The following is a 23,949-nucleotide window of genomic DNA, read 5'->3' on the forward strand; positions in this document are numbered from 1 at the left end:
GGATTTAAGGTGATTTACCGAACAAATATTCCTTTTTTTCCTTTTTTCATCCTATTCCTTGATCCTTTTCCATTATTAAGAGCAAAGAAAAAAGACCTCCCATTCTATAAAGAGGTCTACCGGTATTACAGGATGATGGCGATTAAGCCGCCAGAGCCTTCGTTTATGATTCTTTCTAATGTTTCTTTTAATTTATACCGTGCGTTTTCAGGCATCAATGACAGCTTTGCCTGAATCCCTTCTCTCACAATTGAGCTCAGCGACCTTCCGAAGATATCGGAATTCCAGATGGAGAGCGGATCATCCTCAAAGTCCTGCATTAAATAGCGTACAAGCTCTTCACTTTGTTTTTCCGTTCCGATAATCGGGGCGAATTCGCTTTCGACATCGACTTTGATCATATGGATCGACGGAGCGACAGCTTTCAGCCTCACACCGAATCGCGAGCCCTGCCTTATAATTTCCGGCTCATCGAGACTCATATCAGCTAAAGCAGGCGCTGCAATGCCGTATCCCGTCTGTTTGACCATTTTTAAGGCATCAGACACTTGATCATATTCTGTTTTCGCATGGGCGAAGTCTTGCATGAGCTCAAGCAGATGGTCTCTTCCTCTGATTTCGACGCCCACAACTTCTTTTAGGATTTGATCATATAGATGATCAGGCGCGTACAAATCAATTTCTGCCACCCCTTGGCCCAGCTCAATTCCGGCTAATCCGGCACTTTCAATGAATTCAAACTCGCTGAATTGGCCGACAACCCTGTCTACGTCCCGGAGCCGTTTAATATCCTTAACCGTTTCCTTCACGGACTCCTGATAGCTTTCACGCAGCCAATGGTTTTCTTTCAGCACCATTACCCAGCTTGGGAGATTGACATTCACTTCTAGCACCGGAAACTCGTAGAGGGCCTCTCTGAGCACACTCAGCACATCTGATTCCCGCATGCTCTCTACACTCATTGCCAATACCGGGATATCATATTTTTCGCTTAAATCCTGGCGCATGGCTTCCGTTTCCGGGTGATACGGCCTGACTGAGTTGATGACCATAATAAAAGGTTTGCCAACCTCTTTCAGCTCTTCAATGACTCTTTCTTCAGCCTCTATATAGTCACTTCTGGCGATATCTCCAATGGTGCCGTCTGTCGTAATGACAACTCCGATGGTCGAGTGTTCTTGAATGACTTTTCGTGTGCCGATTTCAGCAGCCTCATGAAATGGGATCGGTTCTTCGTACCAAGGCGTATTGATCATCCGCGGCCCGTTTTCATCTTCATATCCTTTAGCCCCGGGCACTGTGTAACCTACACAATCTACTAATCTTATATTCACATCGAGTCCGTCTGACACATGAACAGACATCGCCTGATTCGGAACAAATTTAGGCTCTGTAGTCATAATGGTTTTGCCGGCTGCGCTCTGCGGCAGTTCATCCTGCGCTCGGGCCCGGTCTGCTTCGTTACTGATATTCGGGAGCACCACAAGCTCCATAAATTTTTTAATGAACGTGGATTTTCCTGTACGGACAGCACCTACGACTCCTAAGTATATATCGCCTCCTGTTCGTTCAGCGATATCCTTGAAAATATCGACCTTTTCCAAGTGATCCCCTCCCGGACTTCCTATCCTTTTCAATTTTATTAAGCTCTTTCAATCAAACACAGGACACTATATGTGTATGACGTTGTCCTATTTGAATATGACATCTTTAGAAAATTTCTCATCCTCAATCTATTAATATAAAAAAACCTTTCTCCCTATTTGTATGCAAGGGAGAAAGGTTCATTCCTTTTTCATATCATTTTCTAAAAAAACAGGTTCCTGTTTGTCATTTACCGTATATTTTACAGAAAACGCGGGGACAAAGGGGGTTTCCTGCCAAATCATATCCTGGATTTCAGTCCCGGGTTTAAACGTTTTCTTGCTTTTTTTGAGGCAAGAAGCCAGCTCAGTCCGGTAATCAGCATATATTTCTCCGTCTCCGTCAATCATAAGCGGCAAGGAATTCCCTGAGATTGGGCTTGTCACTGTAAGAGAGCTGCCATCCCCAAGCTTCTTCTCATCGAGTGTAAATAAATCACGAGATAGCACATCCTTGTAAGGCGGATATTGATGCTCCTGACGATACATTTGGATGCGCAATTTCACATCGCGAATTTTTTCTGCCATCTTTAGATCAATTAATTTAACAGCCGGATCGTTCTCTACGTCAACAAGCACGTATTGATAGTCTCCCCCGCTTTCAAATGCCGTACTTGGAGGTTCAGCTATGTATCTTGGCGCTAACCGGTTAAAGTCTATCGGATATTTTTGATATAGCGGTGTCGACATATCTTTGGTTTGAATAGGAAGCAGCCCTCCATTTGCCTTTTGAAATTCATCAACAGCAGATTGAACCTGCTTTAGCTGGTCTTGATAAGGAATGGCATGCACACTGCTTTTCCGTTCATTTGGATATAAACATCCGGATAAAAACACGACTGCCGCAAAAATGATTGCGCACTTCAGTTTACCCATACAGCACTTCCTTTTACAGCTTTATTCATTGACAGGGCCGCTAAAAACCACGACAAACACAATAATTCCAGATATGAGCATACACATGTATGCGAATGATGAAATCGCAATCTTCAAAAAACGGTTTTGGCACTTAAAGCGGCTTAAATAGATGGAAGCTACAGCCAAAAACATCAGACCCATGGACCCTAGAGCAAACCACATTTTCATCAATGCCAGATTCAATGACGTGCGCCTCCCCGATATGTATGATGTAAGCGTTATATTATATTTTAATATACAGCGCCGGAAAAGATCAACCAGATTTTCCATCCTTTGATAGAACAAAAAAACTGAAGCAAAGAGGGGGACCTTCGCTTCAGTCAACTTGACTATATTCACCTGCACGTTTAAGAAACACTCTCTTGGACTTCGATGCTATAGTATGCGACTTGGCATACAGATGCATCCTCTATTGCCTAAATCGGCAAAATGTTTCAGGAGATCCCAAGACTTAGGTGTTCTTCTGTTTTTCGGGCTTTCGTTCAATTAAGATATGCGTTTCACCATACGATTGATACTTTTACTTCACTTGATTTTCAAACGTATTTACCAAATCCTCCATCTCGTGGGTTTTCCCTCTCGCCATTAAAGATTCAACAGCGGTTTCCACTTTTTGTCCGTTGAACAGGACCTGATGGAGAGCTTCTGTAATCGGCATTTTAACATCATATTTCTTCGAAAGCTGGTAAGCCGCTTTCGTCGTGCGGACGCCTTCGACTACCATTCCCATCTCTTCAAGAACATCTTCAAGCTTGTACCCTTTTCCGAGCAAATTGCCCGCACGCCAGTTTCTGGAATGAACACTTGTGCACGTCACAATCAGATCGCCTACTCCTGTCAATCCAGAGAACGTCAAAGGATTTCCGCCCATTTTCGTTCCGAGTCTCGCGATTTCGGCAAGTCCGCGTGTAATCAAAGCAGCTTTGGCATTGTCGCCGTACCCTAAACCATCTGTAATCCCTGCAGCAAGGGCAATAATATTCTTTAAAGCCCCTCCGATTTCAACTCCGATAATATCAGGATTTGTGTACACCCGAAAATTGTGATTAATAAATAGATCCTGCACCTCTTCTGCTGCCCTCATGCTCTTTGAAGATGCAGTAACAGTTGTGGGGTGCCGCAACCCTACTTCTTCCGCATGACTCGGGCCGGAAAGGACAACGATATCTTTTCTGACATCACTCGGGATCTCAATTTCCATAATTTCAGAAATGCGCAGAAGTGAATCTGGCTCAATACCCTTGCTGACATGAACAAAGACTGCCTTTTTCGTTATAAAAGGGACAGCCTGTCTCAGCACTTCCCGAATTGCTTTTGTCGGGACCGCAACGATAATGACATCTGCGTCTGAAACAGCCTCTTTCATATCTGTTGTTCCTTTAATGGATGTAGACAGCTTAACATTCGGCAAATAATCTTTGTTTTCATGCAACTCATTAATTTGATGAATTAAATCTGCACGGTGAGCCCACACACACACTTCATTTCCATTATCAGTTAGAACTAAAGCCAGTGCTGTTCCCCAACTCCCTGCTCCAAGCATTGTGACTTTTTTCATGTTTGATTCACACCTTTTTATTTTCTAGCTCTTGCAAATATTTTGATTGGTGTCCCCTCAAAACCGAACGCGTCTCTGATTCGGTTTTCTAAAAACCGTTCGTATGAAAAATGCATCAATTCCGGATCGTTTACAAACACAACGAAGCTTGGCGGCTTTACCGACACTTGAGTCGCATAGTAAATCTTCAAACGAGAACCGTTATGAGTCGGTGTCGGATTCATTGCCACAGCGTCCATAATGACATCATTTAAGACGTTTGTTTGAACTCGAAGTGAATGATTTTCACTTGCTTTAATAATCGCAGGCATCAGCGTATGGATCCGTTTTTTCGTTAAGGCAGACATAAATAGGATTGGCGCATAATCCAGAAATTGAAAATGATCGCGAATATTTTCTTCAAATTCTTTCATTGTGCTCTCATCTTTGTCAACAGCATCCCATTTGTTTACCACGATGACGACGGCCTTGCCCGCTTCGTGTGCATAACCGGCGATACGCTTGTCCTGTTCAATAATGCCTTCTTCGCCATCCAGCACAACTGCCACGACTTCTGAGCGGTCAATCGCTTTCAGCGCCCTCAGTACACTATACTTCTCAGTCGTTTCATAGACTTTCCCTTTTTTTCGCATACCTGCAGTATCGACAATGACAAACTCCTGCTGGTTGTAAGTAAATGACGTATCAACAGCATCTCTTGTCGTTCCAGCCACGTTGCTGACAATAACGCGTTCTTCGCCGAGCATTGCGTTCACAAGTGAAGACTTTCCGACATTCGGACGTCCGATCAGACAGAATTGAACAACTTCCTCATTGTATTTCGTTTCTGGAATGTTTTTAAAATGCTCTGCAACGGCATCCAGTAAATCACCCAGTCCGAGTCCGTGTGTTCCCGAAATTGGATATGGCTCGCCAAAGCCTAGCGAATAAAAATCATACATATTCGCTCTCATTTCTGTGTTATCCAGTTTATTAACCGCTAAAACAACAGGCTTTTTTGTGCGGTACAAAATTTTCGCCACTTCTTCATCAGCAGCTGTCACGCCTTCACGGCCGTTCACCATAAAAATAATCACGTCCGCTTCATCCATGGCGATTTCAGCCTGCTGGCGAATCTGCGCTAAGAACGGCTCATCACCGATATCAATACCGCCCGTATCAATCAAATTAAAATCATAATTCAGCCATTCAGCCGAGCTGTATATCCGATCCCTTGTCACGCCAGGGGTATCTTCTACTATTGAAATTCTTTCTCCCGCAATCCGGTTAAAGATTGTGGATTTTCCTACATTTGGTCTCCCGACAATGGCTACGACAGGTTTACCCATAGTACCCTTCCTTTCAATCCAGCCGCTTTCATTTTTACATAAATTTTCAACCGGTTATTAAAATCATTTCATTCACTTTTATGAAAAGAAACCCTTCAGAGGAAGGGCTTAACTCATTTATTATATCAGTTTTTACTGGGATCACAACTATTCTTAAAAATGTTTCACGATCAAATACACGTCATCTCCGATTCTGTGAGCTATTCCATCAAGGATGGCCTCAAGATTTTTAGCGAAAAGCTCCATCTCCTTTTGGTCATTGCAAAAAAAGACAGGTGCTCCCCCTGCAACCCGGTTTGGATTTGTCGTGATTACAGACAAAATCACTTTCGTAAGAGATTCACTCATCCTATCACCTTATCCTGATTCTTGATAAATTCAGTCGGCATTCTAATCGCATTTTCCAGGGTTGGAACATTGCTAATAATTTGAACAGCCGTTTCGGGATGGTGAATTTGCGGGAGAACAAATACTGCCACTCTCCCATCATTTAAATCCCGTTTTGCAATTGGTGCCAAAGATGGCTCTCCTGAATCCCGATAAACCCCGAGCACATTGGAAACATCAAATAAAATGGCCTGACGCTGCCCTAAATTTGCTATCGTCGCTGCTGAATTAAAGTTTTTCGGCGTCAAAATAAAGCCCATGCCATGCTTTAAAATCAGTTCCTGTTTCTCTGGAAGCCCGATATTCATCATATAAATATTATCAACAAACAGCCCAGGACCGTCAAAGCGCGGCTTTATGTACTCGATATCTACAATATCCTTCAACACACTGCCCGACATAAACTTCATAGCCAGTAAAAAACAAACGACAGCCGCTATGACAGCAGCCCAGATGGATAAAAACACATACGCAGAGGTTGTCAAAAGCGCTGTAAAGATCACAATATAATTTCTGCTTTCAAACGCAATGGCAATCCCCTCAATATATGTGCTTCCCCTTGAGACAAGTTCATACGAATCCATTTGCGTCAATGTGTTCCGCTCCATGTTTCGGACATCTCTAAATTGCGTCGCTGCCAATGTTAAAAATGTGATGGCCGTAAATTCCTCCTGCAAAAGCGCCGGCATAATAATTGCACCTAAACCAGCCGCTATCAACCCCAGTGCGATGTGAATCACTTTCCCATGAACATAGGTCGGATACTGGCGGTAATCCGTTTTCAGCATATAAAGCCTTGTCGCAATTCCGGCAATGACCCCAGCAATAATCGGATAGATGTAATCACTCATGACATTTTGGTAGCTCCTTTGTTTGATCTTTTGCTTTTCTGACCAATCTGGCTTGCGAGGTGTTCGTATTTAGATATGCCAAACAGCAATATCATCCCCGCAGAACACGCATTCAGCCATTGAAAGCCGCCGACAGCCATAGCCCCGGCCAACTTCTGGATCACAAATGAATACACCAGTTCGCCTTGGCACATCCCTAGGACAAATAAGACAAGCTGCTTCTCAAAATTCCTTTCAACTGAAGCTGTTAAAAGCACTATTAATATAACAGCAGCCCACTCAGGTTTTATGATGAACCAAACCGGGTCATATAATGCAAAAAGATAAACAAACGCATACGCGGCAACGAGCGTCAGATAGACCAAGATGTAACGAAAACGATACATTCCCAAATACCCGGCATAGACACATCCGCAAACGAAAAACATCAAATATGCAGCATTCAGGGAAAAATATAAAGCGATGTCATGTATGCTTAGAATAATATTAGTTAAAATAAAGACAGAGACGGCAATTCGTCTTTTCGTCTTTTCAAAAATAAATGTTGTCAGAACCCACAGAAACCACATTGACCAATAGTAATAAAATTGTTCCATTTTACTTCCTCCATATTCCCAGTATGGAGTTCAAGTACATTTTTTAAACAATCGATCTCACATTAAGGAGTATGATCATGGGAAAAGACAGACAAGAGAAAAAACTCAAAGCTTCAGGCAGAGTCGAATCAGACCGCGACCAGTCCATTCACTATGACGGAGCGACAAGCCTTGAACAAAACGGAAAATTCAAAAAACGAAAATCATAACACAAAAAGCCCAAACCACATATGGTTTTGGGCTTTTATCATTTATCGCACACTATAGCTTGATGTATTGACCCCTCTCTCTGTGAGCCAATGATGGGTTTCACCTTTGATCACAAGGGGCGCCTTTTGTAAATCGGCAATCGTTCTGGCACCCAGCACAGTCATAATCAACTTTAATTCCTCAAGGATCAGCTGAATCTCCTCAAGCAGTCCTTCCTCACCGCTGTCAGTCAGCGCTTTTAAAAAATGCCCTGCCATTCCGGTGCAAGAGGCCCCCAGCGCAATTGCCTTTGCCACGTCAAGCGCATCTTGCAGACCGCCAGAGGCGATCATGGTGCTTGCAGGAAACTCAGAGCGGATTTCCGCCAAACTTGCAGCTGTCGAAATGCCCCACGAATTAAAAAAGGAGATTTGCCGCTGTCTTCGGAGATTTTCGATTTTCGAGAAATTTGTTCCCCCGTAACCGCCAATGTCAACAGCTGCAGCACCAGCTTCATACAGCTTCCCTGCTGATGCTTTGCTCATACCGAATCCGACTTCTTTCACAATGACCGGTACACTGACATGACTGCAAATTTGTTCAATACGTTCCAGTGCGCCGCTAAAGCTTCTGTCTCCTTCAGGCATCACAATTTCCTGAATCACATTGAGGTGGATCTGCAGTGCGTTTGCTCCAATCATCTCAACGGCTTCCTTTGCCTGAGCAGCCGTTGCCTCGCTTCCCAGGTTGGCAAAAATCAGCCCGTTTGGGTTTTCCTTTCGAACAATTTCATAGGAAAGACGCTCTGATGGATCTTTTAATGCTGACATTTGCGATCCCACAGCAAGGGGAATTCCAGCCTGAGAAGCCGCTCGCGCAAGCGATTTATTAATCTCATATGTAAGTTTTCCGCCGCCGCCAGTCATTGCATTGATAAAAATCGGCGAACTGCTTGAAAGTTCGCCGATTTTTGTGGAAATATCTACTTGTTCTAATGCAAGATCGGGCAGACTGACGTGAACAAACGTAATATCATCAAGACCTGTTTCCCGCTTCTGGCCGGTAGACAAGGCATGATTGATGTGTTGTCTTTTTCGTTCTGCTCGAGTCACGTTTATCACCAATTATTTTAGTTTATTCAGCTTATCTCCGATCAGATCTCCAAGCTGGAAGCCAGTGCTTGTTTCTTCCTTCGCTTGATATTGACGGTAATCTTCCTGGTCAGCTTTAGGCGTTTCTTCAAGTTCACGCATGCTTAATGAAATGCGCTCCTCATTTTCATTCACATCAAGAACCTTCACTTTTACAGTCTGTCCTTCTTCAAGGACTTCATGCGGCGTGCCGATGTGTTTATTGGAAATTTGAGAAATATGAACGAGACCTTCAACACCTGGAAGGATTTCAACAAAGGCACCGAAGCTTACAAGACGCTGTACAGTTCCTTCAAGCACATCGCCAGGCTTCACTTTTTCGCCGATTTGGCTCCAAGGTCCAGGCAGTGTATCTTTGATTGATAAAGAAATACGTTCATTATCACGGTCAACCGATAACACTTTCACTTTTACTTCTTGTCCCTCTTCAACAACGTCAGACGGCTTCTCTACATGAGAGTGGGAAAGCTGTGAAATGTGTACAAGTCCGTCAATGCCGCCAATATCAACAAACGCGCCAAAATCAGTCAGGCGCTGTACTTTGCCATCAAGTACACTTCCAACTTCAAGAGACTGAAGAAGTTCTTGTTTTTTATTCGCTTGTTCACTTTCAACAACAGCACGGTGTGAAAGGATCACGCGGTTTTTATCACGGTCAAGCTCTACAACGAGCAGTGACAGTGTTTTTCCTTTATAGTCAGTGAAGTCTTCAACGAAATGTGCTTCAACAAGTGATGCCGGAATAAAACCGCGAACGCCGATATCAACGACAAGGCCGCCTTTCACGACATCTTTCACTTCAGCTTCAAACACTTCTTTTGTTTCAAATTTTTTCTCAAGGTCTTCCCAAGCGCGGTCTGCATCAACAGCACGTTTAGATAAAATCAAAGCATCGTCTTCCACTTTTGTTACTTTCAGGTCAAGCTCGTCGTCTACTTTAACAACATCCGATGCTTTCTCTACATGAAGACTTGATAATTCACTGATTGGAATAATACCGGATTGTTTAACATTAATAATTTCTACATCTACATGTTTGTCTTCTACCTTTGTCACAATCCCTTTAACTACATCTCCAACCTCTGGCACTTGAACATCAATTTGATTCATTTCCTCTGTCATTTGAATAACCTCCTTGGTCCAAACCTACACAGCTTAATTAAAACGGTTTGAAAGCTGAACATATAACATGCCCGCTTTTAGCCGAATATGTATTAAAGAATCATCCAAAAAAGTTTTTTGAATGATCAATAAAAAGTTTTATTAGTATTAACTTCTAATAAAAGGACAGGTTTGTCAAGCAATAACATTCTATCTTCGTTGAAAAATTCAAAAAAAGTGGCATTTGCCATCCTCAGCGGGACTTTTGCTCCACAGCCTCGAGGATTTTATCAGCTACCTCTTGAATGGAAAGCGATGTCGTGTCGATTTCAAGAGCGTCTTCTGCTTTACGCAGCGGAGATACTTCGCGCTCTGAATCAAGCTTGTCTCTTCTTGCAATTTCCTCAATTAATGTTTCGAAGTTGACATCAAAGCCTTTTTTCACATTTTCTTCATAACGACGTTTCGCTCTCTCTTCAACAGATGCCAAAAGAAAGATTTTTACTTCTGCATTTGGCAGCACATGCGTCCCGATGTCACGACCATCCATGACGACGCCGCCTTTTTCCCCAAGCTGCTGCTGGCGTTTCACCATTTCTTCTCTGACACTTCTGTGCTTGGCCGCAATTGAAACTTGGTTGCTTATTTCATCTGTTCTGATCGCCTCAGTTACATCGGTGCCGTTTACAAGCACTTTTTGTCCATCTTTTGTTGTAATCAGCTCAATGTCTGTCCGCTTTAGCAGCTCAGCCAGTTTTTCTTCATCTGTCAGATCAACGTTTTCCTGTAAAGCCGCGTACGTAATCGCCCGATACATCGCTCCTGTATCAATATATATGTACGATTTTTTCTCAGCCACAATTTTGGCAACGGTGCTTTTCCCCGCAGCTGCCGGGCCGTCGATTGCAATCGATAATTTCTTTTCCATAATTCCTCTCCTTGCTCTTTTCTCCTCTATGGATTGTATCACGAACTTTATGAAAAAGGGTGAAAAATTGATGAATAATTAATGTTTGAAGGTTTCAATCCTATTGTTTTCCTCCATTTTATCCACCCCTTCATATTGAATCACTTTTGATACGTATGGTTCAATATGCTGATAGTGAAAAAGAAATTGGACACCAAGTAAAATGATGGCCTGAATGAACAATAATTTGATCAGCAGCCGTTCAAATGTTTTCATTGGAGCACCTCCATTACAAATAGTATGGAAGTGTTTGCCGATGTTTATTCCATTCGGGCCTTTCTTCTCTTATTTAACTGGCGCCGGATGCAGTATTGAAGCAAAGCCTGCTGGTCACCTGCTGCAATTTCTGAATACTCTAAAGTCATTTTTCGTTTTTCTGACTTGGGGTCATTAAAGATTCGTCTGACAACTGCTTCTGTTTCTATTTGACGTGTGTGCTCCTCTTCAGGAAGACGGATGATCAGGCGCAATGATTCCCCCGATTGAAAAGAAAGGCCATCAGCTAAAACCACGGCTATGCCGCCTGCACTGATGTTATAAGATAGTGTGCGGATCTCTTCCTCATTTCCCGGCTGAATTTGCACATCTAATACCGCATCAGTTCTTACATATTGGCGGCGCTGGATTCTTTTCATTTTTTCACGGGGAGGCACTTCAAGACAGATCATTTGAAGTTTGTCCTTCACTTTACCTTTTATACGGCTTATAAAGCGATAAGGAACTTCGTCTTTTCCCACAAACTCTACCGTTACTTCCATATCGTTATGTAAAATCACAGTTCGCCCTGTAACTACATCAACAGGATACGCGATCAAAAGTTCATTGTTTTCGATGCTGACCGCCTTGCTTTTTGCCTTTTTCAATTCATTTTCTTCTATATATTCTAAAAGTACAGTTTCTCCAATCTCTATCATTGACTTCACTCTTTCGCATTCAATATACTCACGTTTTTATTAAAGCACGTAATGAAAAAAAGGAAAAGACATTTAGTCCTTTCCTCCTGTTTTTTATAGGTCTTTATATATAGGTTCTGCATTTTTTAGTTTTTCAACCTTTTCTTCCGATCCGTCTTTGGCATTGATATACATTCTGAATGTGTCATTTTCAATTGTTCCAAGCATTTCGTAACATAACACTTCTTGACCTAGTTCATTTGTAATCAAAGCGAGCCTTGTTTCTCTCACTTGTACATTTTTATTTAATTTAGACTTTGCCTCTGCTTCAGTAATTGCAGGCTTAGGTATGGTTCTTTTTCTATGAGATGTGAGGAAGTCTCTTGCTGAAAAGCCGACAACCTCACCGTCATCCAAGGCCACTTTCATACGAATTGCCTCCGGGTACATCCGGACTTTATTTTCAACAGGAACATATGAAAATACACCGATTTTATCATATTGGGCACTTTCATCAATTTCCAAATCATCTGTTTCAAATCCGTTTTTCTTTAAAAATGCAAGCGCTCGGTTCGATCCGTCATTTAAACTGATTTTCTGATCTTTCACTTCCCTGTTTTGGATCAAGTATACCGGATGCCCGCCCTTCTTCGTAATATCCATATAAATCACTGCTTTATGGTCTGGGTCTTTCATGCTGATGCTATATACATCGCGATTTGTTTTTTTTCCGCTCTTTACCACTTTAATTGAATAATTGTCATCTGGGGCAAAGCGCTCAGCAATTTGTTTTGCTTCCTGTTCGGAAATTTGTTTTCCCTTCAGATGGCTGAAGCCTTTCTCTTCTTTTTTCGTACTGGTGAAACTCGGGCCAAGATCAGTGCCAGTGGAGAATGCACCAACATTTTTTTCGACTGTTTTAAAGCTGTTGATAATCGTATTATCACTTTGTTTTTCGTCAGAAGCCAGAGCCATTTCTACGTCCATCCAGCGAAGGTTTTTGCTCATGACAAGGTGCTGAACATGACGCAATTCATTTTGTATATCTTCGGACTGCTGATATAGCTTATTTAGTGATGTATACTCGTTTTTATCAAGCGGCTTTTGGTCCAAATCTCTGACTGACGTTTTATAGCTGAAATCGCCGATCTTTGATAATAGCTCTTCAGTTTTATTAAACGGCATTAATGTAAGCGGCAGCTGACTGACGCTGTTATGAGCTTCTGATGTAATCCTCCACACATCGATCAATGCAGGCGACAGTGATTTTTGGCTGTTCATGGCAAGTGTTGTTCCGATTTTATCATGAAGCTGATCCACCTGATAGGTAAGCTCATGAAACGCCCGCTGATAGTTATTTTCAGCATGAAGAAGAACTGCGTCTTTTTCCTGGTGTTCTTTGTATCCCCAGTAGCCTGTACCGACTATTGCAATACCAAGCACGGCGATTAAAATTCCTCTGATCATTTATCACACCTCTTTTTATGCTTTCTCATATCTGCTACTCACAGAAAATGTGTTTACCGATTCTTTTAATCTGCGGACGCCCCCAAATCCACGGACTTGTAGCCGTATCCGGATTAAAGTAGTAAAGTGCTTCCTCTGATGGGTCCCAGCCATTGATGGCATCCAGCACTGCTTCTCGTGCCGTTTCATTCGGCTGCATGTAAATTTGTCCGTCGGCTACTGCTGTGAAGGCAAGCGGCTCAAAAATAACCCCCGCTACTGAATTTGGAAATAACGGGCTGTTCAAACGGTTTAAAATGACTGCTGCAATAGCAACCTGCCCCTCGTACGGCTCGCCCCGGGCTTCGCCATAAACCGCTTGAGCAAGCAGCCTGATATCGTTGTTGGAAAATCCACCAGGCATGTTCGCTGCTACCGCATCCTGTTTTCTTGCTTTTGCTGGTGTATTGTTTTGCTGTTTATTCGCATTCGCTTTAGGCTTCTGCGTTGTTTTTTCCGCAGGCTGTTTCTGCCGTGCTTCTGCTTGTTGTCTTGCCTTTTGTGTTGCTGCTTTTGATGGTTTCGTCTGATACTTTAGCGGAATTTTTCCGTAATGCGTGAATGTATTCCCTTTATTGAGCTGTTCCATGACATATTCACGATAGTATTTTGATTTACAAATTAAGGTTTGCTTTGTTTTAGCTCCTACAAGGCCGTCAACCTCTTTTAACCCGAATTGATCCTGAAAATTTCGAACTGCCCAGTACGTCCCCCATCCATAAACCCCGTCAATTTTTCCGTTATAATATCCGTTGTATTGAAGACGCGCCTGAAGCTCGACCACATCATCCCCTGTTGCCCCTCTTTGAATGACCTGATTCGAAAAGGCAGAGATCGTTTCAGTATTAATAAACGTCGTTATTGTAAAGGAAAAAAGGATGAGACATGCCATAATCGATCCTTTGGACTTCATCTTTTCAAGCCTCCTACTGCAAATTTTTAAGTGTAATCGTATTTTCTGTAACGAGGTTATTTTTATACACTCTTTCCTTGTTATCCCTCAGAACATAAAAACTGCACACAAAAAAGCCGCACGGTTGCTGTGCGGCTTCTATACTTGCATCATATTAACGGAACGGGCTTTTTTCGCTTTACGCAAACCAAACCACCATAAAAATACCATAAATGGAAGCATATAATAAATCCAATTGCTAAGCGCTGTTAGGATAAAATCATATGATCCATGCAAAAGGGATGGGACAACTAAAGAAAGAGTAAGCCACTTTACACGCGCCTTATCAGCGGAAAAACGGGCTTTTCCAAGGTAAAATCCCATTATAACGCCAATCAAGGCATGGCATGAAACAGGCAGCAGCGCCCTGACAAACGCATGCTCCACGCCGTGGCCAATTAAATAAAGAATATTTTCGAGGGTTGCAAAACCGAGTGATACACTTGTACCGTACACAATCCCGTCATAATGCTCATCAAAGTGGGCGTGCGGGTAGACACTGATCATCAGTATAAACCATTTTAATGATTCCTCCAAAAACCCCGAAGATAAAAAAGAAACGAAAAAGCTTCCGTCTCCTACATTCTCTTTTTCAAGTACATACTGGATAAACATGATGGGAAATACAAGAACAACCCCGAGAAAAAACGACCGTAGCACCATATGTACAGGTTCATTATCATACTGATCTTTTAAATAAAAATAACTTAATAACGCGATGCCGGGGGCAATTCCTGCAGAGATGATTGCAAACATCAGGCAACCTCTTTCCTTTATATTCCTACGTCTATCCTACCATGTTGTTTAAAATTTTACATCTGTCTGCACTTAAAAAAACAAAAAGAGCATACGAATGCATCATATGCTCCTCATCTTTAATGGTTTTCTCTTTTGGCGATTTCCGCTGCGATATGCCCCCCGTGAAACCTGCCGTTTTCAATAAATATTTCATTTGCATTATTTCCCGCAGCAATAACCCCGGCAATAAAGACACCTTCAACGTTCGTTTCCATCGTTTCTTCGTTGAAATATGGACGCCCTGTTTCTTTATCAATTTCAACACCAATTTTTTCAAGAAATTGATGATCGGGATGATAGCCTGTCATGGCAAATACAAAATCATTTTTAATGGTAATGAGTTCTTTCTCTCCGGAGCGAAACACAACTTCATCCTCGGTGATTTTTTCGACACAAGCGCCAAATTCCATACGGATTGTACCGTTTCTGACGAGGGCTTCAAATTCTGGCAGAATCCACGGCTTAATGCTTGGAGAATACTCATTGCCCCTATATAAAACTGTGACACGCGCCCCAGATTTCACGAGTTCAAGGGCGGCGTCCACGCTTGAATTTTTCCCGCCGATGACAACAACATCTTTATCAAAATACGGGTGGCCTTCTTTAAAATAATGAAATACTTTCGGCAAATCCTCACCGGGTACGCCCATATAGTTTGGATGATCATAATAGCCTGTGGCGATGATACAATATGGCGTCGTGTAGGTCTCTTTTGACGTCTCAATAACGAATGTGTTATTTTGCGTTTTCGTCACTTTACGCACCATTTCAAACGCATTAACACGGATGTTTTTCCGTTTGACGACTTCACGGTAATACGATAAAGCCTGAATTCTGACAGGCTTCCTGTTCTCTGTAATAAATGCCACATCTCCGATTTCGAGCTTTTCACTTGAGCTGAAAAAGGTTTGATGCGTCGGATAATTGTAAATACTGTTAACGACATTGCCTTTTTCGATGACGAGGGCATCAATGCCAATTTGTTTTAGGTGAATGGCAGCAGATAGTCCACAAGGTCCTCCGCCTATAATAATTGCTTTTTCTTGAATCATTTCTGTCAACTCCTGCGATTGGCATTTCACTTCATATTTTCTATTTCCGAATAAAAAAATCTCCTATTTTATCATAGGAGATTTTTTATTTTTATGCAAATCATCAACTTATATCCAGCCTCTAAAACGCGAAGCTTCAGCCATTTTGCGAACGCCGACCATATATGCAGCGAGCCTCATGTCAATTCTTCGGTTGTTAGCCATTTCATAAATATTGTTAAATGATTTGACCATCATTTTTTCTAATTTTTCTTCTACCTCTTCTTCACTCCAGTAGAAGCCTTGGTTATTCTGAACCCATTCAAAATAAGAAACTGTTACGCCACCGGCACTTGCCAGCACGTCTGGTACAAGCAGAATGTCCCGGTCTGAAAGAATTTTTGTTCCTTCAAGCGTTGTTGGCCCATTCGCTGCTTCAACGACAATTTTAGCCCGGATATTATGGGCATTTTCTTCTGTAATTTGATTTTCAATCGCAGCAGGAACGAGAATATCACAATCCAGCTCCAGCAGCTCTTGGTTGGTAATGGTATCGTTGAAAAGCTTTGTTACGGTACCGAAGCTGTCGCGTCGGTCGAGTAAATAATCGATATCAAGGCCTTCCGGATCATAAAGTCCGCCATACGCATCTGAGATGCCGACAACTTTTGCCCCCGCATCATGCATAAATTTTGCCAAATAGCTTCCCGCGTTTCCGAAGCCTTGGACAACGACACGCGCACCTTTAATATCGATGCCTCTCTTCTTAGCCGCTTCTTTAATACAGATGGTAACACCTTTTGCTGTCGCAGATTCTCTCCCGTGAGATCCGCCAAGCACAAGCGGTTTGCCTGTAATAAATCCAGGCGAATTAAATTCATCAATTCTTGAATACTCATCCATCATCCAAGCCATGATTTGTGAGTTTGTAAATACATCCGGTGCCGGCACGTCTTTTGTCGGGCCGACAATTTGGCTGATCGCTCTGACATACCCTCTGCTCAGACGCTCCAGCTCTCTAAACGACATATCCCTTGGATCACAAACAATTCCGCCTTTACCACCGCCATATGGAAGATCAATTATGCCGCATTTTAAACTCATCCAAATTGAAAGCGCCTTCACCTCTTTTTCTGTTACGTTCGGGTGAAAACGTATCCCGCCTTTCGTTGGACCGACAGAGTCATTGTGCTGCGCACGATATCCTGTGAAAATCTTTACTGAACCGTCGTCCATACGAACAGGTATTTTTACCGTTAATAATCTCATCGGCTCTTTTAACAATTCGTATACCTCTTCGGGATATCCCAATTTTTCCAGAGCCTTATGTATTACGGTTTGGGTTGATTTTAATACATCAAGTTTGTCCTCTTCTGTATGACCGGTGTTTCGATCGGCTGCCATTTGAGTTAACCTCCTAGAATCTTCTGTTTCTCACATGCTCCCTTTCAGAGAATAGTATACACCTTCATATGATCTGTGCATAGAATAAACGTTATGTTTTTCCATGTTTTTTAACGAAAAAAAACTGCTGAAATCAGCAGTTTTCCGTTGCATTCTTATGAAAAATGAGTTTGTATCGTCTCTACGGCATTACCGTCCATAATGAGCTTACCATACTCTTGCAGGCGATAAATCGTTAAAGTTGTCGGATTGCCGTATTCAGCCAGAACCGCCACAACCCCTTCAGCCGTATGTGACCCTAGATCTTCAAGGCTTAAAAAGTACTGCCCGTCATAGTGGTAGACAGTTCCCCCTGTGATACCGATTCGCTGTAAGCTTTCTGAAAGCTGAATGATATCTTCAAAGGAATGGAATTGATATATGATGTCCGCGCTTTCATCAAGCTTGACTTGCATTTCGATGTAATCATCATCATACTCATCGTCTTCTGAATCGGCGTCTTGGTTCTTTGTTACAATCACGACCATCCCTTGTGCTTGGAGAGAATACACTTCCACTGCAATCGGTCCATTCGCTTCAAAGCCGAGCTCTGTATTTGCTTCATTCATCATATCTTTAAATAACTGGTGGACTTTGAATGAGTCCTTCCAGAGGTCTTCTTTTGTCAATCCCCGGTCTGTTAAATCATCGAGGGTTAAAAAGATTTTGATCTTATTATAATTCAGACGCTCAAGCCGCATAACGTTCCCTCCTGCCTCTACTTGCACACAAATCATATAACACATTATATGAGATGATGAGTCATAGGTTCTTAATTGTTATCAGTTTACACTGAGTTCACTAGTAAGACAAGCACAATGCAGTTTTTATTGCCATACGGATTTTTGCTTTTTAGAAGTTATTCTGGCCCGCAAAGAGTCACAATGTGAGTTTCAGGCTCAGCACCTAAACGAAGAGGCACTTTTGTCGTGCCGTAGCCGTTGCTGATCAGATATGCCACGTTTTTAACAATACCTGTTTTCCCCAGTTCATAAGGGCCGAATTTTCCAAACCTGATCTGGCCTCCATGGGTATGTCCGCTGAATATCACATCAATACCGTCATCTTCATTGATTTGTTCATGAATCTCCGGATTATGGCAAACCAGAATATTCAGCTGGCTTTCATCAAGTTCTTTGATGGCTTCCTCATAATGATCCATCTCCATCCTGATATCATCAACCCCCGCAATTGCAATCGTATGCCCATTGTATGAAAACGGGACTGACTCATTTCTCAGAGTGATGACGCCGTGCGCTTTAAATATGGAATACAGCTTATGCTGCCTGACTTCATAATCATTATTCCCCCACACAAACACGATAGGGACCCCGAAATGTACGAGCCTTTTGATGTTTTCCTCGATTCTCGCACTGGGCACCCCGCCCTCAGCTAAATCACCGCCGATTATAACCAAGTGAGGGGCATGGCTTCGCGCTTTTTCTAAAAGGTCTTGATCGATGAGACGTTTGTGAATGTCTGAAATAAAAAAGATTGTCAGAGGCGGCTTGCCCTTCATCTTTGATAAAGGAAACGTATGTGTCTTCAAATGATTGCCTTTTGCTGTCGCATACATTTTTGCCGTCATTGCCGCTGCCGCAACAGTTAGTACACCGGCAATTTTCACTGATAGCTTCATAAAAAACTCTCCATTCTTTTTAGAACTTATCAATAAGACGGACAATAAAAAAAAGACGTTTCTATCGTTTGAGAAAACGCCCCATTTTATTTACTTTCAAAATATAGATTAATGTCATATTTGTGCTTCATCATGTGAAAAACAGACTCTCTCGCCTTCCATTTATCGGGCTGCGGCCAGAGATCAGTGCTTTTCTGAATAATTTCACATCTCAGTTTATGGAAATCAGTCTCGGATTTTTCTTCCTTTTTCTTGAAATAATATGAAGTGCAGTAGGCAAAAGCGGTTGCCAGCATCCAAAATAAATAAAAGGTATGGCTGAGTATTTCTTGAAGTATAAGCTGAGGCTCCGGGCTTTTGATCATGATCATAACACATAATAAGCCTAGGCAGATAAGTGAAGCCCATCGCCATCTGCGGCATTGTGCTGCATAATTTTCGAATTTTTGTTTTCGTTTTACAAGCGCTTGGAGCATCTGTTTGGTCGGCGCGTCTGTAAACTGATCCAGCTGATTCCATAAGGATTCCATACGCTTCACACCTTGTCCATTTTCATTGCTACAATATATGAACGTAAAATAAAAATAATACCCTATTCATCCATTAAGGGGATGTCCAAAACTTGTCCGGTGTAAACATCATTTCCATTCAGATGATTATACGCTCGAATTTTTTCTTCTCCTGTCCGGCTTTTATAATACTTCATGGAAATGCGGTATAGCGTTTCTTTCTTTTGGACGGTGTGCTTAACAACGCGATTCGGCACATTTTGAACTGGCTCAGCCGGCTGCTGTTGCTGTTCTTGCTGTTGTACTGTTGATTGGGAAGAGGAAGCAGCCGCGGCGGTTGCTTCCTCCTTATTTGCCGAGTCTTCTTTTTCCGCTACAGCAGTCTGTTTCTTATCATCAGCGGTTTTTGCCGGCTCTTTTGGCTTGGAATCTTCAGGCTCTTTTTTTGACTCCTTCTGCAGTGCGGTCTCTTTAGTGTATGCGGTATCGTTTTTATCCTCTGATTTCGGGACAACCTCATATTTGCTTTGGCTGCTGTCAATAAAAACATCTTCATAATCGTCATGATTATCCGGGTGGCTCTTTAGATAAAATAAGGTGACTAAAACGATAACCGGCACAAATACAAATATTACTGCGAGTACTGTGAATAATGGCGTTTTTGTTTTACCTTGCTTTTTTTTCTGTTCTCTTTGATTTTTTACAGATTGTCTTGTCGGAAGGCTTTCTCCATCATCGACATAATCGTCCGCCAATGCGGCGTTTTGATCTTCATAAAGATTCTGGGCTTTTCTTCTCTCTACTCTCGACATGTTCGTCATGTTTATCCCTCCTCACATGTTCAAAACGAATCTGACAGGCAAACACGGCATCAATGATAAAATGCGCCGTCATCGGAACAAATAAGTTGCCGGTCCATTCATACATCAGACCGAGCAAAAAGCTGATTGCTGTCACCATAATAAATAACAGCCATTTTGACAAATACCGAAAGTGCAGAGCGGCAAATATAAGGCTGGCCGCCCATAAACCGATATGAGTCTGCAGCACTCCTCTGAATAACATTTCTTCCGCGAAAGCAATCAGAAGCGTTAAAAATATAATATGAGGGATTGACCTCTTACTGAATATTTTTTTATTGATTCCGCCGTCATCATATAAATGAGACGGAAACCATTTCATTACTGCCATATCGGCTAAAATAACAATAACAGCTATAGAAACACCATACCAGATGATTCGCATATCGCGAATGTCCCAGTGCTTTAATACGTCCCGTACATCCTCAAAAAAGAATAGTCCTGCTGCAGCAGCGGCAAAGATGATGAGTAGCTGCGTCAAGTATAACTGCTTCAGCATATCACGGTCAGACATATGCTGAATATAATCTTTTTGCTGTTTCAGTTCAGCTCACCTACAGTCTGCAAGCTGAATATCCGGTGCAATTCCGAACTCCAGCTGTCTAATGGCGCCATTTTACTCCGTTCCCCTTTTTGTTCATACAAGGATAAATCAAAACCGCAATGTGAACAGCACGGGAGGTTTCCGTCATCAGGCTCGTATGATTCATCAAAGTAGGTTAACAGTGCCTGCCTTAAACAGCCGTCACGCTGAAGCAAAAATGATACACGGTGCATTTTTTCCAGCTTCAGCTCCATGCGATATGAAATTTCTTTCTTCATCAGTTCAACTGATGTTTTTCCCTGCATAAAGAGATGAATCATCATACGGGCCTGTGTCTCTCCGACTCCATACTGAAGTAATACGTCACGAAGCCTTCTCTCATCCCGCTCCTCCGTCTTCTCTAGCACACGGATCACGTCGGCGATTTCTTCAGCTGTGACACTCTCCATCTGGATAATCTGTTCCTGCAATTCAAAATCCCCTGGCGCCCGCAGCAAAATGCTGACACTCGGCTTTCCGTCGCGTCCCGCTCTGCCGATTTCCTGCATAAAAGCTTCTGCCGTCTGCGGGAGGTGAAAATGAATCACATATCTGATATCGGGTTTATCGACACCCATTCCAAACGCATTCGTACAACATATCACATCAAGCTGGTTATGAATAAACTGCTGCTGAATTAAAATCCTGTCCCCTGACTCCAAACCGCCATGGTAAAAGTCGGCTCTGCTGCTCGTTTTGCTTTTAATTTCACCCGCTAATTCCTCAGCCCATTTCCGTGTCGGACAATAAACAATTCCCGGACCTTGCAGGTTTTCAACCAGCTGAATGACCCTATCTATTTTTTCGGCAGTATCCGCCGCATTTTCAACCCTCAGTGCGATGTTTGGGCGGTTGACTGAGTTGAGATGGCGTACAGCATGCTGCAGCTCCAGCAGGTTCATGACATCTTGCAGCGTTTCCTTTGTAGCCGTGGCGGTCAATGCCAGAACGGGCGGGTGACCAAGTTTTTTTCTCAGCTGCCCGAGCTTTGAATAATCAGGCCTGAAGTCGTGTCCCCATTCAGAAATACAATGCGCTTCGTCAATAACAAATAGGCTGATCGGGACACTTTTCAATTTTTCCAATACATATGGAGACTGTAAAGCTTCAGGAGACAAGTACAAAAATTTATATCGATGAATATGTTCTAAAACAAATTGTCTTTCCTGCCTGTTAAGCATGCTGTTCAAAGCTGCAGCACGCTTTTCCCCCCGGGCTTTGAGCTGCTGCACCTGATCCTCCATTAAAGAAAGCAGTGGAGAAACGATTAATACCATGCCGTCAAGCATATAACCAGGCAGCTGGTAGCAAAGCGATTTCCCTCCCCCAGTCGGGAGCATTGCAATGGTATCCTTCCCGCTGAGTATGCTTTCAATAATGTCCTGCTGCCCTTTTTTAAAGGAAGTAAAACCAAAAAACTGATATAACGTTTGCTGTAATTTAGTCATATTGCTGCACCTGCTTTGTCAATGCCAGTCTGATTTGAAAGTAGCTGAACCGCTGTTCCAGCCCGTCGCGAATTTGTTTGATTTTATTCGTCCGCATCCGTTTGGCAAACTCTGCGATTTGAAGCTGGTCTTCTGCTGATACATAGTCATTAATCATAAACGCAGGCTCATGGAGAGAAATCTCGACAATGTGGTCTTCGATCGTCGCTGTTTTCAGCTTTCTGATTTCAGCAATTCGATGTATCGGAAACCCTTGTTTGACCATCTGCCATGTTTTCCTCGTCGACTCTGTCAGGGCATTATCTAAATGCACATCAGAAAGGAGATCCTTTAACAAAGCATCTTCACACTCCGGAAGAGAATGAATAAAATAATGTACCGAAGCCCAAAACATGATATAGACATACCATTCGTCTTCTTTCAGCGTATCAGCAAGCTGCCTGCTCGTATAACCGATCCGATGGTGCGAGGTTAAGGAGTAGACAAAAATTTGCGCTGCTTTGTTTTCAATCTTTTTCAAATGCGCCTCAAGCATGGCAAAAAGGCTTTTTGCCATCTCTATATGATCCGTATGCCGGGACAGGTATTTCTTTACCCAGTGAAGTGTCTTATGATCCTTTGTGACAGGGATATACTGCCTGCTCCCTTGCTGTTTATGGGATAGGACCTGCACAAGCAGCGAAAGCCTTTTCCAAAGCACGCCGGCAGCCTGCTGATAATGAGCGCCGTGACAATGAACGGGCCAAGGCCGCTCGCTAAGGGCATGTCTCAAAACTGCTGCGCCGCTGGCTGTCACTTTGTATGTATCTGATTCAGACATTGGCGCGAGATATGAATGCTTTTCAAGCTTGTCAAGCGACGCAGAAATATCGCTTCTCGAACATTTTGCCGCCATTCCAAAGTATTTTGCAGTCTGAAATAAGCCGGCATCTTGAATGGTCTGTGACGATCTCTTGCCTTTGAATAGGTGAAAAACAGCGCTTCCCGACCGTTCCCCGTTTATTTTGCAAAGACAATCGAGAACCATAATATCGAAGTAATTTAATGACAACCTATCCACCTACATTCTTCCTGACAAAAATCGTTGATTTGCTCTTTTTATTTTAACAGATTTCAAACAGAAATCGACGTTTAAAGTCATCATTAAGGGGGATGTTATGTAGATAACCCCTTATGTGATAAGCATTCTCAATCATTTTTCTGTTGAAATGTGGCAGCAACATCATTACAATAAGTAAGAGGAATAGGTGTTAAATTGATTAAATATAAAGATTGATCCATTTGTTCCACCAAGAACAATCTGGGAGGTTTTATTCATGGCAAAGTACACAATCGTAGACAAAGATACATGTATTGCATGCGGCGCTTGCGGAGCTGCTGCACCAGACATTTACGATTACGATGATGAAGGCATCGCGTTCGTAACGCTTGATGAAAACAAAGGTGTTGTCGAAGTTCCTGAGGTACTGGAAGAAGATATGATTGACGCATTTGAAGGATGCCCTACTGATTCCATCAAAGTGGCGGATGAGCCATTTGAAGGCGACCCGCTTAAATTTGAATAGAAGTAACTAAAAAAAGCTCCCGAACGGGAGCTT

General features: G+C 42.5%; 27 protein-coding genes. 2 read left to right on the plus strand and 25 right to left on the minus strand.

Features of this window, described 5'->3' with window-relative positions; genetic code table 11:
- Positions 1 to 125: 125 nt before the first annotated feature.
- From spoIVA to NSQ16_RS11435, 8 genes are all read right to left on the minus strand, one after another.
- Complete coding sequence (gene spoIVA / locus NSQ16_RS11400) at positions 126 to 1,604, minus strand: stage IV sporulation protein A (protein ID WP_003230572.1); 1,479 nt, start codon at positions 1,602 to 1,604, stop codon at positions 126 to 128.
- A gap of 180 nt (positions 1,605 to 1,784) precedes the next feature.
- The gene (locus NSQ16_RS11405; protein WP_339232195.1) at positions 1,785 to 2,519 is read right to left on the minus strand and encodes a hypothetical protein; all 735 of its coding nucleotides are present in this window, start codon (positions 2,517 to 2,519) and stop codon (positions 1,785 to 1,787) included.
- A 21-nt stretch (positions 2,520 to 2,540) separates the two neighbouring features.
- Complete coding sequence (locus NSQ16_RS11410) at positions 2,541 to 2,744, minus strand: DUF2768 domain-containing protein (protein WP_004399143.1); 204 nt, start codon at positions 2,742 to 2,744, stop codon at positions 2,541 to 2,543.
- A gap of 337 nt (positions 2,745 to 3,081) precedes the next feature.
- Complete coding sequence (locus NSQ16_RS11415) at positions 3,082 to 4,119, minus strand: NAD(P)H-dependent glycerol-3-phosphate dehydrogenase (RefSeq protein ID WP_015714177.1); 1,038 nt, start codon at positions 4,117 to 4,119, stop codon at positions 3,082 to 3,084.
- A 17-nt stretch (positions 4,120 to 4,136) separates the two neighbouring features.
- Positions 4,137 to 5,447: a ribosome-associated GTPase EngA gene (gene engA / locus NSQ16_RS11420; protein WP_021481550.1), complete on the minus strand. Its 1,311-nt coding sequence runs from the start codon at positions 5,445 to 5,447 to the stop codon at positions 4,137 to 4,139.
- A gap of 153 nt (positions 5,448 to 5,600) precedes the next feature.
- Positions 5,601 to 5,795: a hypothetical protein gene (locus tag NSQ16_RS11425; protein ID WP_014480135.1), complete on the minus strand. Its 195-nt coding sequence runs from the start codon at positions 5,793 to 5,795 to the stop codon at positions 5,601 to 5,603.
- The gene (locus NSQ16_RS11430; RefSeq protein ID WP_230488235.1) at positions 5,792 to 6,685 is read right to left on the minus strand and encodes a YIEGIA family protein; all 894 of its coding nucleotides are present in this window, start codon (positions 6,683 to 6,685) and stop codon (positions 5,792 to 5,794) included. Before NSQ16_RS11430 ends, NSQ16_RS11425 begins: the two co-directional genes overlap by 4 nt.
- Positions 6,682 to 7,281: a hypothetical protein gene (locus NSQ16_RS11435; RefSeq protein ID WP_128993064.1), complete on the minus strand. Its 600-nt coding sequence runs from the start codon at positions 7,279 to 7,281 to the stop codon at positions 6,682 to 6,684. The genes NSQ16_RS11430 and NSQ16_RS11435 overlap by 4 nt, the downstream gene beginning before the upstream one ends.
- 77 nt (positions 7,282 to 7,358) lie before the next feature.
- Between NSQ16_RS11435 and NSQ16_RS11440 the strand changes: the two genes are divergently transcribed.
- Positions 7,359 to 7,490, plus strand: a complete 132-nt coding sequence (locus tag NSQ16_RS11440; RefSeq protein WP_010334754.1) for a YpzI family protein — start codon at positions 7,359 to 7,361, stop codon at positions 7,488 to 7,490.
- A 42-nt stretch (positions 7,491 to 7,532) separates the two neighbouring features.
- Here the strand turns inward: NSQ16_RS11440 and fni are convergent, their stop codons facing one another.
- The 17 genes from fni to NSQ16_RS11525 form a co-directional block, all read right to left on the minus strand.
- Positions 7,533 to 8,582 carry a type 2 isopentenyl-diphosphate Delta-isomerase gene (gene fni, locus NSQ16_RS11445; protein WP_038430019.1) on the minus strand — a complete coding sequence of 350 codons (1,050 nt, stop codon included), beginning with the start codon at positions 8,580 to 8,582 and terminating at the stop codon, positions 7,533 to 7,535.
- A 12-nt stretch (positions 8,583 to 8,594) separates the two neighbouring features.
- Positions 8,595 to 9,743: a 30S ribosomal protein S1 gene (rpsA, locus tag NSQ16_RS11450; RefSeq protein WP_014477197.1), complete on the minus strand. Its 1,149-nt coding sequence runs from the start codon at positions 9,741 to 9,743 to the stop codon at positions 8,595 to 8,597.
- 232 nt (positions 9,744 to 9,975) lie between these two features.
- Positions 9,976 to 10,650, minus strand: coding sequence for a (d)CMP kinase (gene cmk / locus NSQ16_RS11455; RefSeq protein WP_029317977.1), 675 nt, complete (start codon positions 10,648 to 10,650; stop codon positions 9,976 to 9,978).
- 78 nt (positions 10,651 to 10,728) lie between these two features.
- Positions 10,729 to 10,905, minus strand: a complete 177-nt coding sequence (locus tag NSQ16_RS11460; RefSeq protein ID WP_003230553.1) for a YpfB family protein — start codon at positions 10,903 to 10,905, stop codon at positions 10,729 to 10,731.
- 44 nt (positions 10,906 to 10,949) lie between these two features.
- Positions 10,950 to 11,603 carry a cyclic di-GMP receptor DgrA gene (gene dgrA, locus NSQ16_RS11465; protein WP_029317976.1) on the minus strand — a complete coding sequence of 218 codons (654 nt, stop codon included), beginning with the start codon at positions 11,601 to 11,603 and terminating at the stop codon, positions 10,950 to 10,952.
- A gap of 93 nt (positions 11,604 to 11,696) precedes the next feature.
- Positions 11,697 to 13,049: a germination protein YpeB gene (ypeB, locus tag NSQ16_RS11470; RefSeq protein WP_003230547.1), complete on the minus strand. Its 1,353-nt coding sequence runs from the start codon at positions 13,047 to 13,049 to the stop codon at positions 11,697 to 11,699.
- A gap of 34 nt (positions 13,050 to 13,083) precedes the next feature.
- Positions 13,084 to 14,001 (minus strand): spore cortex-lytic enzyme, encoded by a 918-nt coding sequence (gene sleB, locus NSQ16_RS11475; RefSeq protein WP_004398523.1) that lies wholly within the window; start codon positions 13,999 to 14,001, stop codon positions 13,084 to 13,086.
- 138 nt (positions 14,002 to 14,139) lie between these two features.
- The gene (gene prsW / locus NSQ16_RS11480; RefSeq protein ID WP_032722047.1) at positions 14,140 to 14,796 is read right to left on the minus strand and encodes a glutamic-type intramembrane protease PrsW; all 657 of its coding nucleotides are present in this window, start codon (positions 14,794 to 14,796) and stop codon (positions 14,140 to 14,142) included.
- Between the two features lie 119 nt (positions 14,797 to 14,915).
- Entirely contained in the window at positions 14,916 to 15,890 is a 975-nt protein-coding gene (locus NSQ16_RS11485; RefSeq protein WP_015714182.1) for a YpdA family putative bacillithiol disulfide reductase, read from the minus strand.
- 108 nt (positions 15,891 to 15,998) lie between these two features.
- Complete coding sequence (gudB, locus tag NSQ16_RS11490; protein ID WP_003230536.1) at positions 15,999 to 17,273, minus strand: NAD-specific glutamate dehydrogenase; 1,275 nt, start codon at positions 17,271 to 17,273, stop codon at positions 15,999 to 16,001.
- Positions 17,274 to 17,428: 155 nt separating this feature from the next.
- Positions 17,429 to 18,013 (minus strand): genetic competence negative regulator, encoded by a 585-nt coding sequence (locus NSQ16_RS11495; protein WP_003230533.1) that lies wholly within the window; start codon positions 18,011 to 18,013, stop codon positions 17,429 to 17,431.
- A 158-nt stretch (positions 18,014 to 18,171) separates the two neighbouring features.
- Positions 18,172 to 18,951, minus strand: coding sequence for a metallophosphoesterase (locus NSQ16_RS11500; RefSeq protein ID WP_230488236.1), 780 nt, complete (start codon positions 18,949 to 18,951; stop codon positions 18,172 to 18,174).
- An 86-nt stretch (positions 18,952 to 19,037) separates the two neighbouring features.
- A complete protein-coding gene (locus NSQ16_RS11505) occupies positions 19,038 to 19,481 on the minus strand; it encodes a YpbF family protein (protein WP_003230531.1) in 444 nt (147 codons plus the stop codon).
- A gap of 62 nt (positions 19,482 to 19,543) precedes the next feature.
- Positions 19,544 to 20,281 carry a LysM peptidoglycan-binding domain-containing protein gene (locus tag NSQ16_RS11510; RefSeq protein ID WP_230488237.1) on the minus strand — a complete coding sequence of 246 codons (738 nt, stop codon included), beginning with the start codon at positions 20,279 to 20,281 and terminating at the stop codon, positions 19,544 to 19,546.
- Positions 20,232 to 20,834: a CPBP family intramembrane glutamic endopeptidase gene (locus NSQ16_RS11515; protein ID WP_230488238.1), complete on the minus strand. Its 603-nt coding sequence runs from the start codon at positions 20,832 to 20,834 to the stop codon at positions 20,232 to 20,234. The genes NSQ16_RS11510 and NSQ16_RS11515 overlap by 50 nt, the downstream gene beginning before the upstream one ends.
- 26 nt (positions 20,835 to 20,860) lie before the next feature.
- Complete coding sequence (locus NSQ16_RS11520; RefSeq protein ID WP_015251799.1) at positions 20,861 to 22,351, minus strand: ATP-dependent DNA helicase RecQ; 1,491 nt, start codon at positions 22,349 to 22,351, stop codon at positions 20,861 to 20,863.
- Positions 22,344 to 23,402 (minus strand): helix-turn-helix domain-containing protein, encoded by a 1,059-nt coding sequence (locus NSQ16_RS11525; protein WP_230488343.1) that lies wholly within the window; start codon positions 23,400 to 23,402, stop codon positions 22,344 to 22,346. The genes NSQ16_RS11520 and NSQ16_RS11525 overlap by 8 nt, the downstream gene beginning before the upstream one ends.
- Positions 23,403 to 23,667: 265 nt before the next feature.
- Between NSQ16_RS11525 and NSQ16_RS11530 the strand changes: the two genes are divergently transcribed.
- Positions 23,668 to 23,916: a ferredoxin gene (locus NSQ16_RS11530; protein ID WP_003225461.1), complete on the plus strand. Its 249-nt coding sequence runs from the start codon at positions 23,668 to 23,670 to the stop codon at positions 23,914 to 23,916.
- Positions 23,917 to 23,949: the final 33 nt, after the last annotated feature.

It is taken from the genome of Bacillus sp. PS108 (assembly GCF_037963335.1).
GTDB classification, from domain to species: Bacteria; Bacillota; Bacilli; order Bacillales; family Bacillaceae; genus Bacillus; species Bacillus subtilis.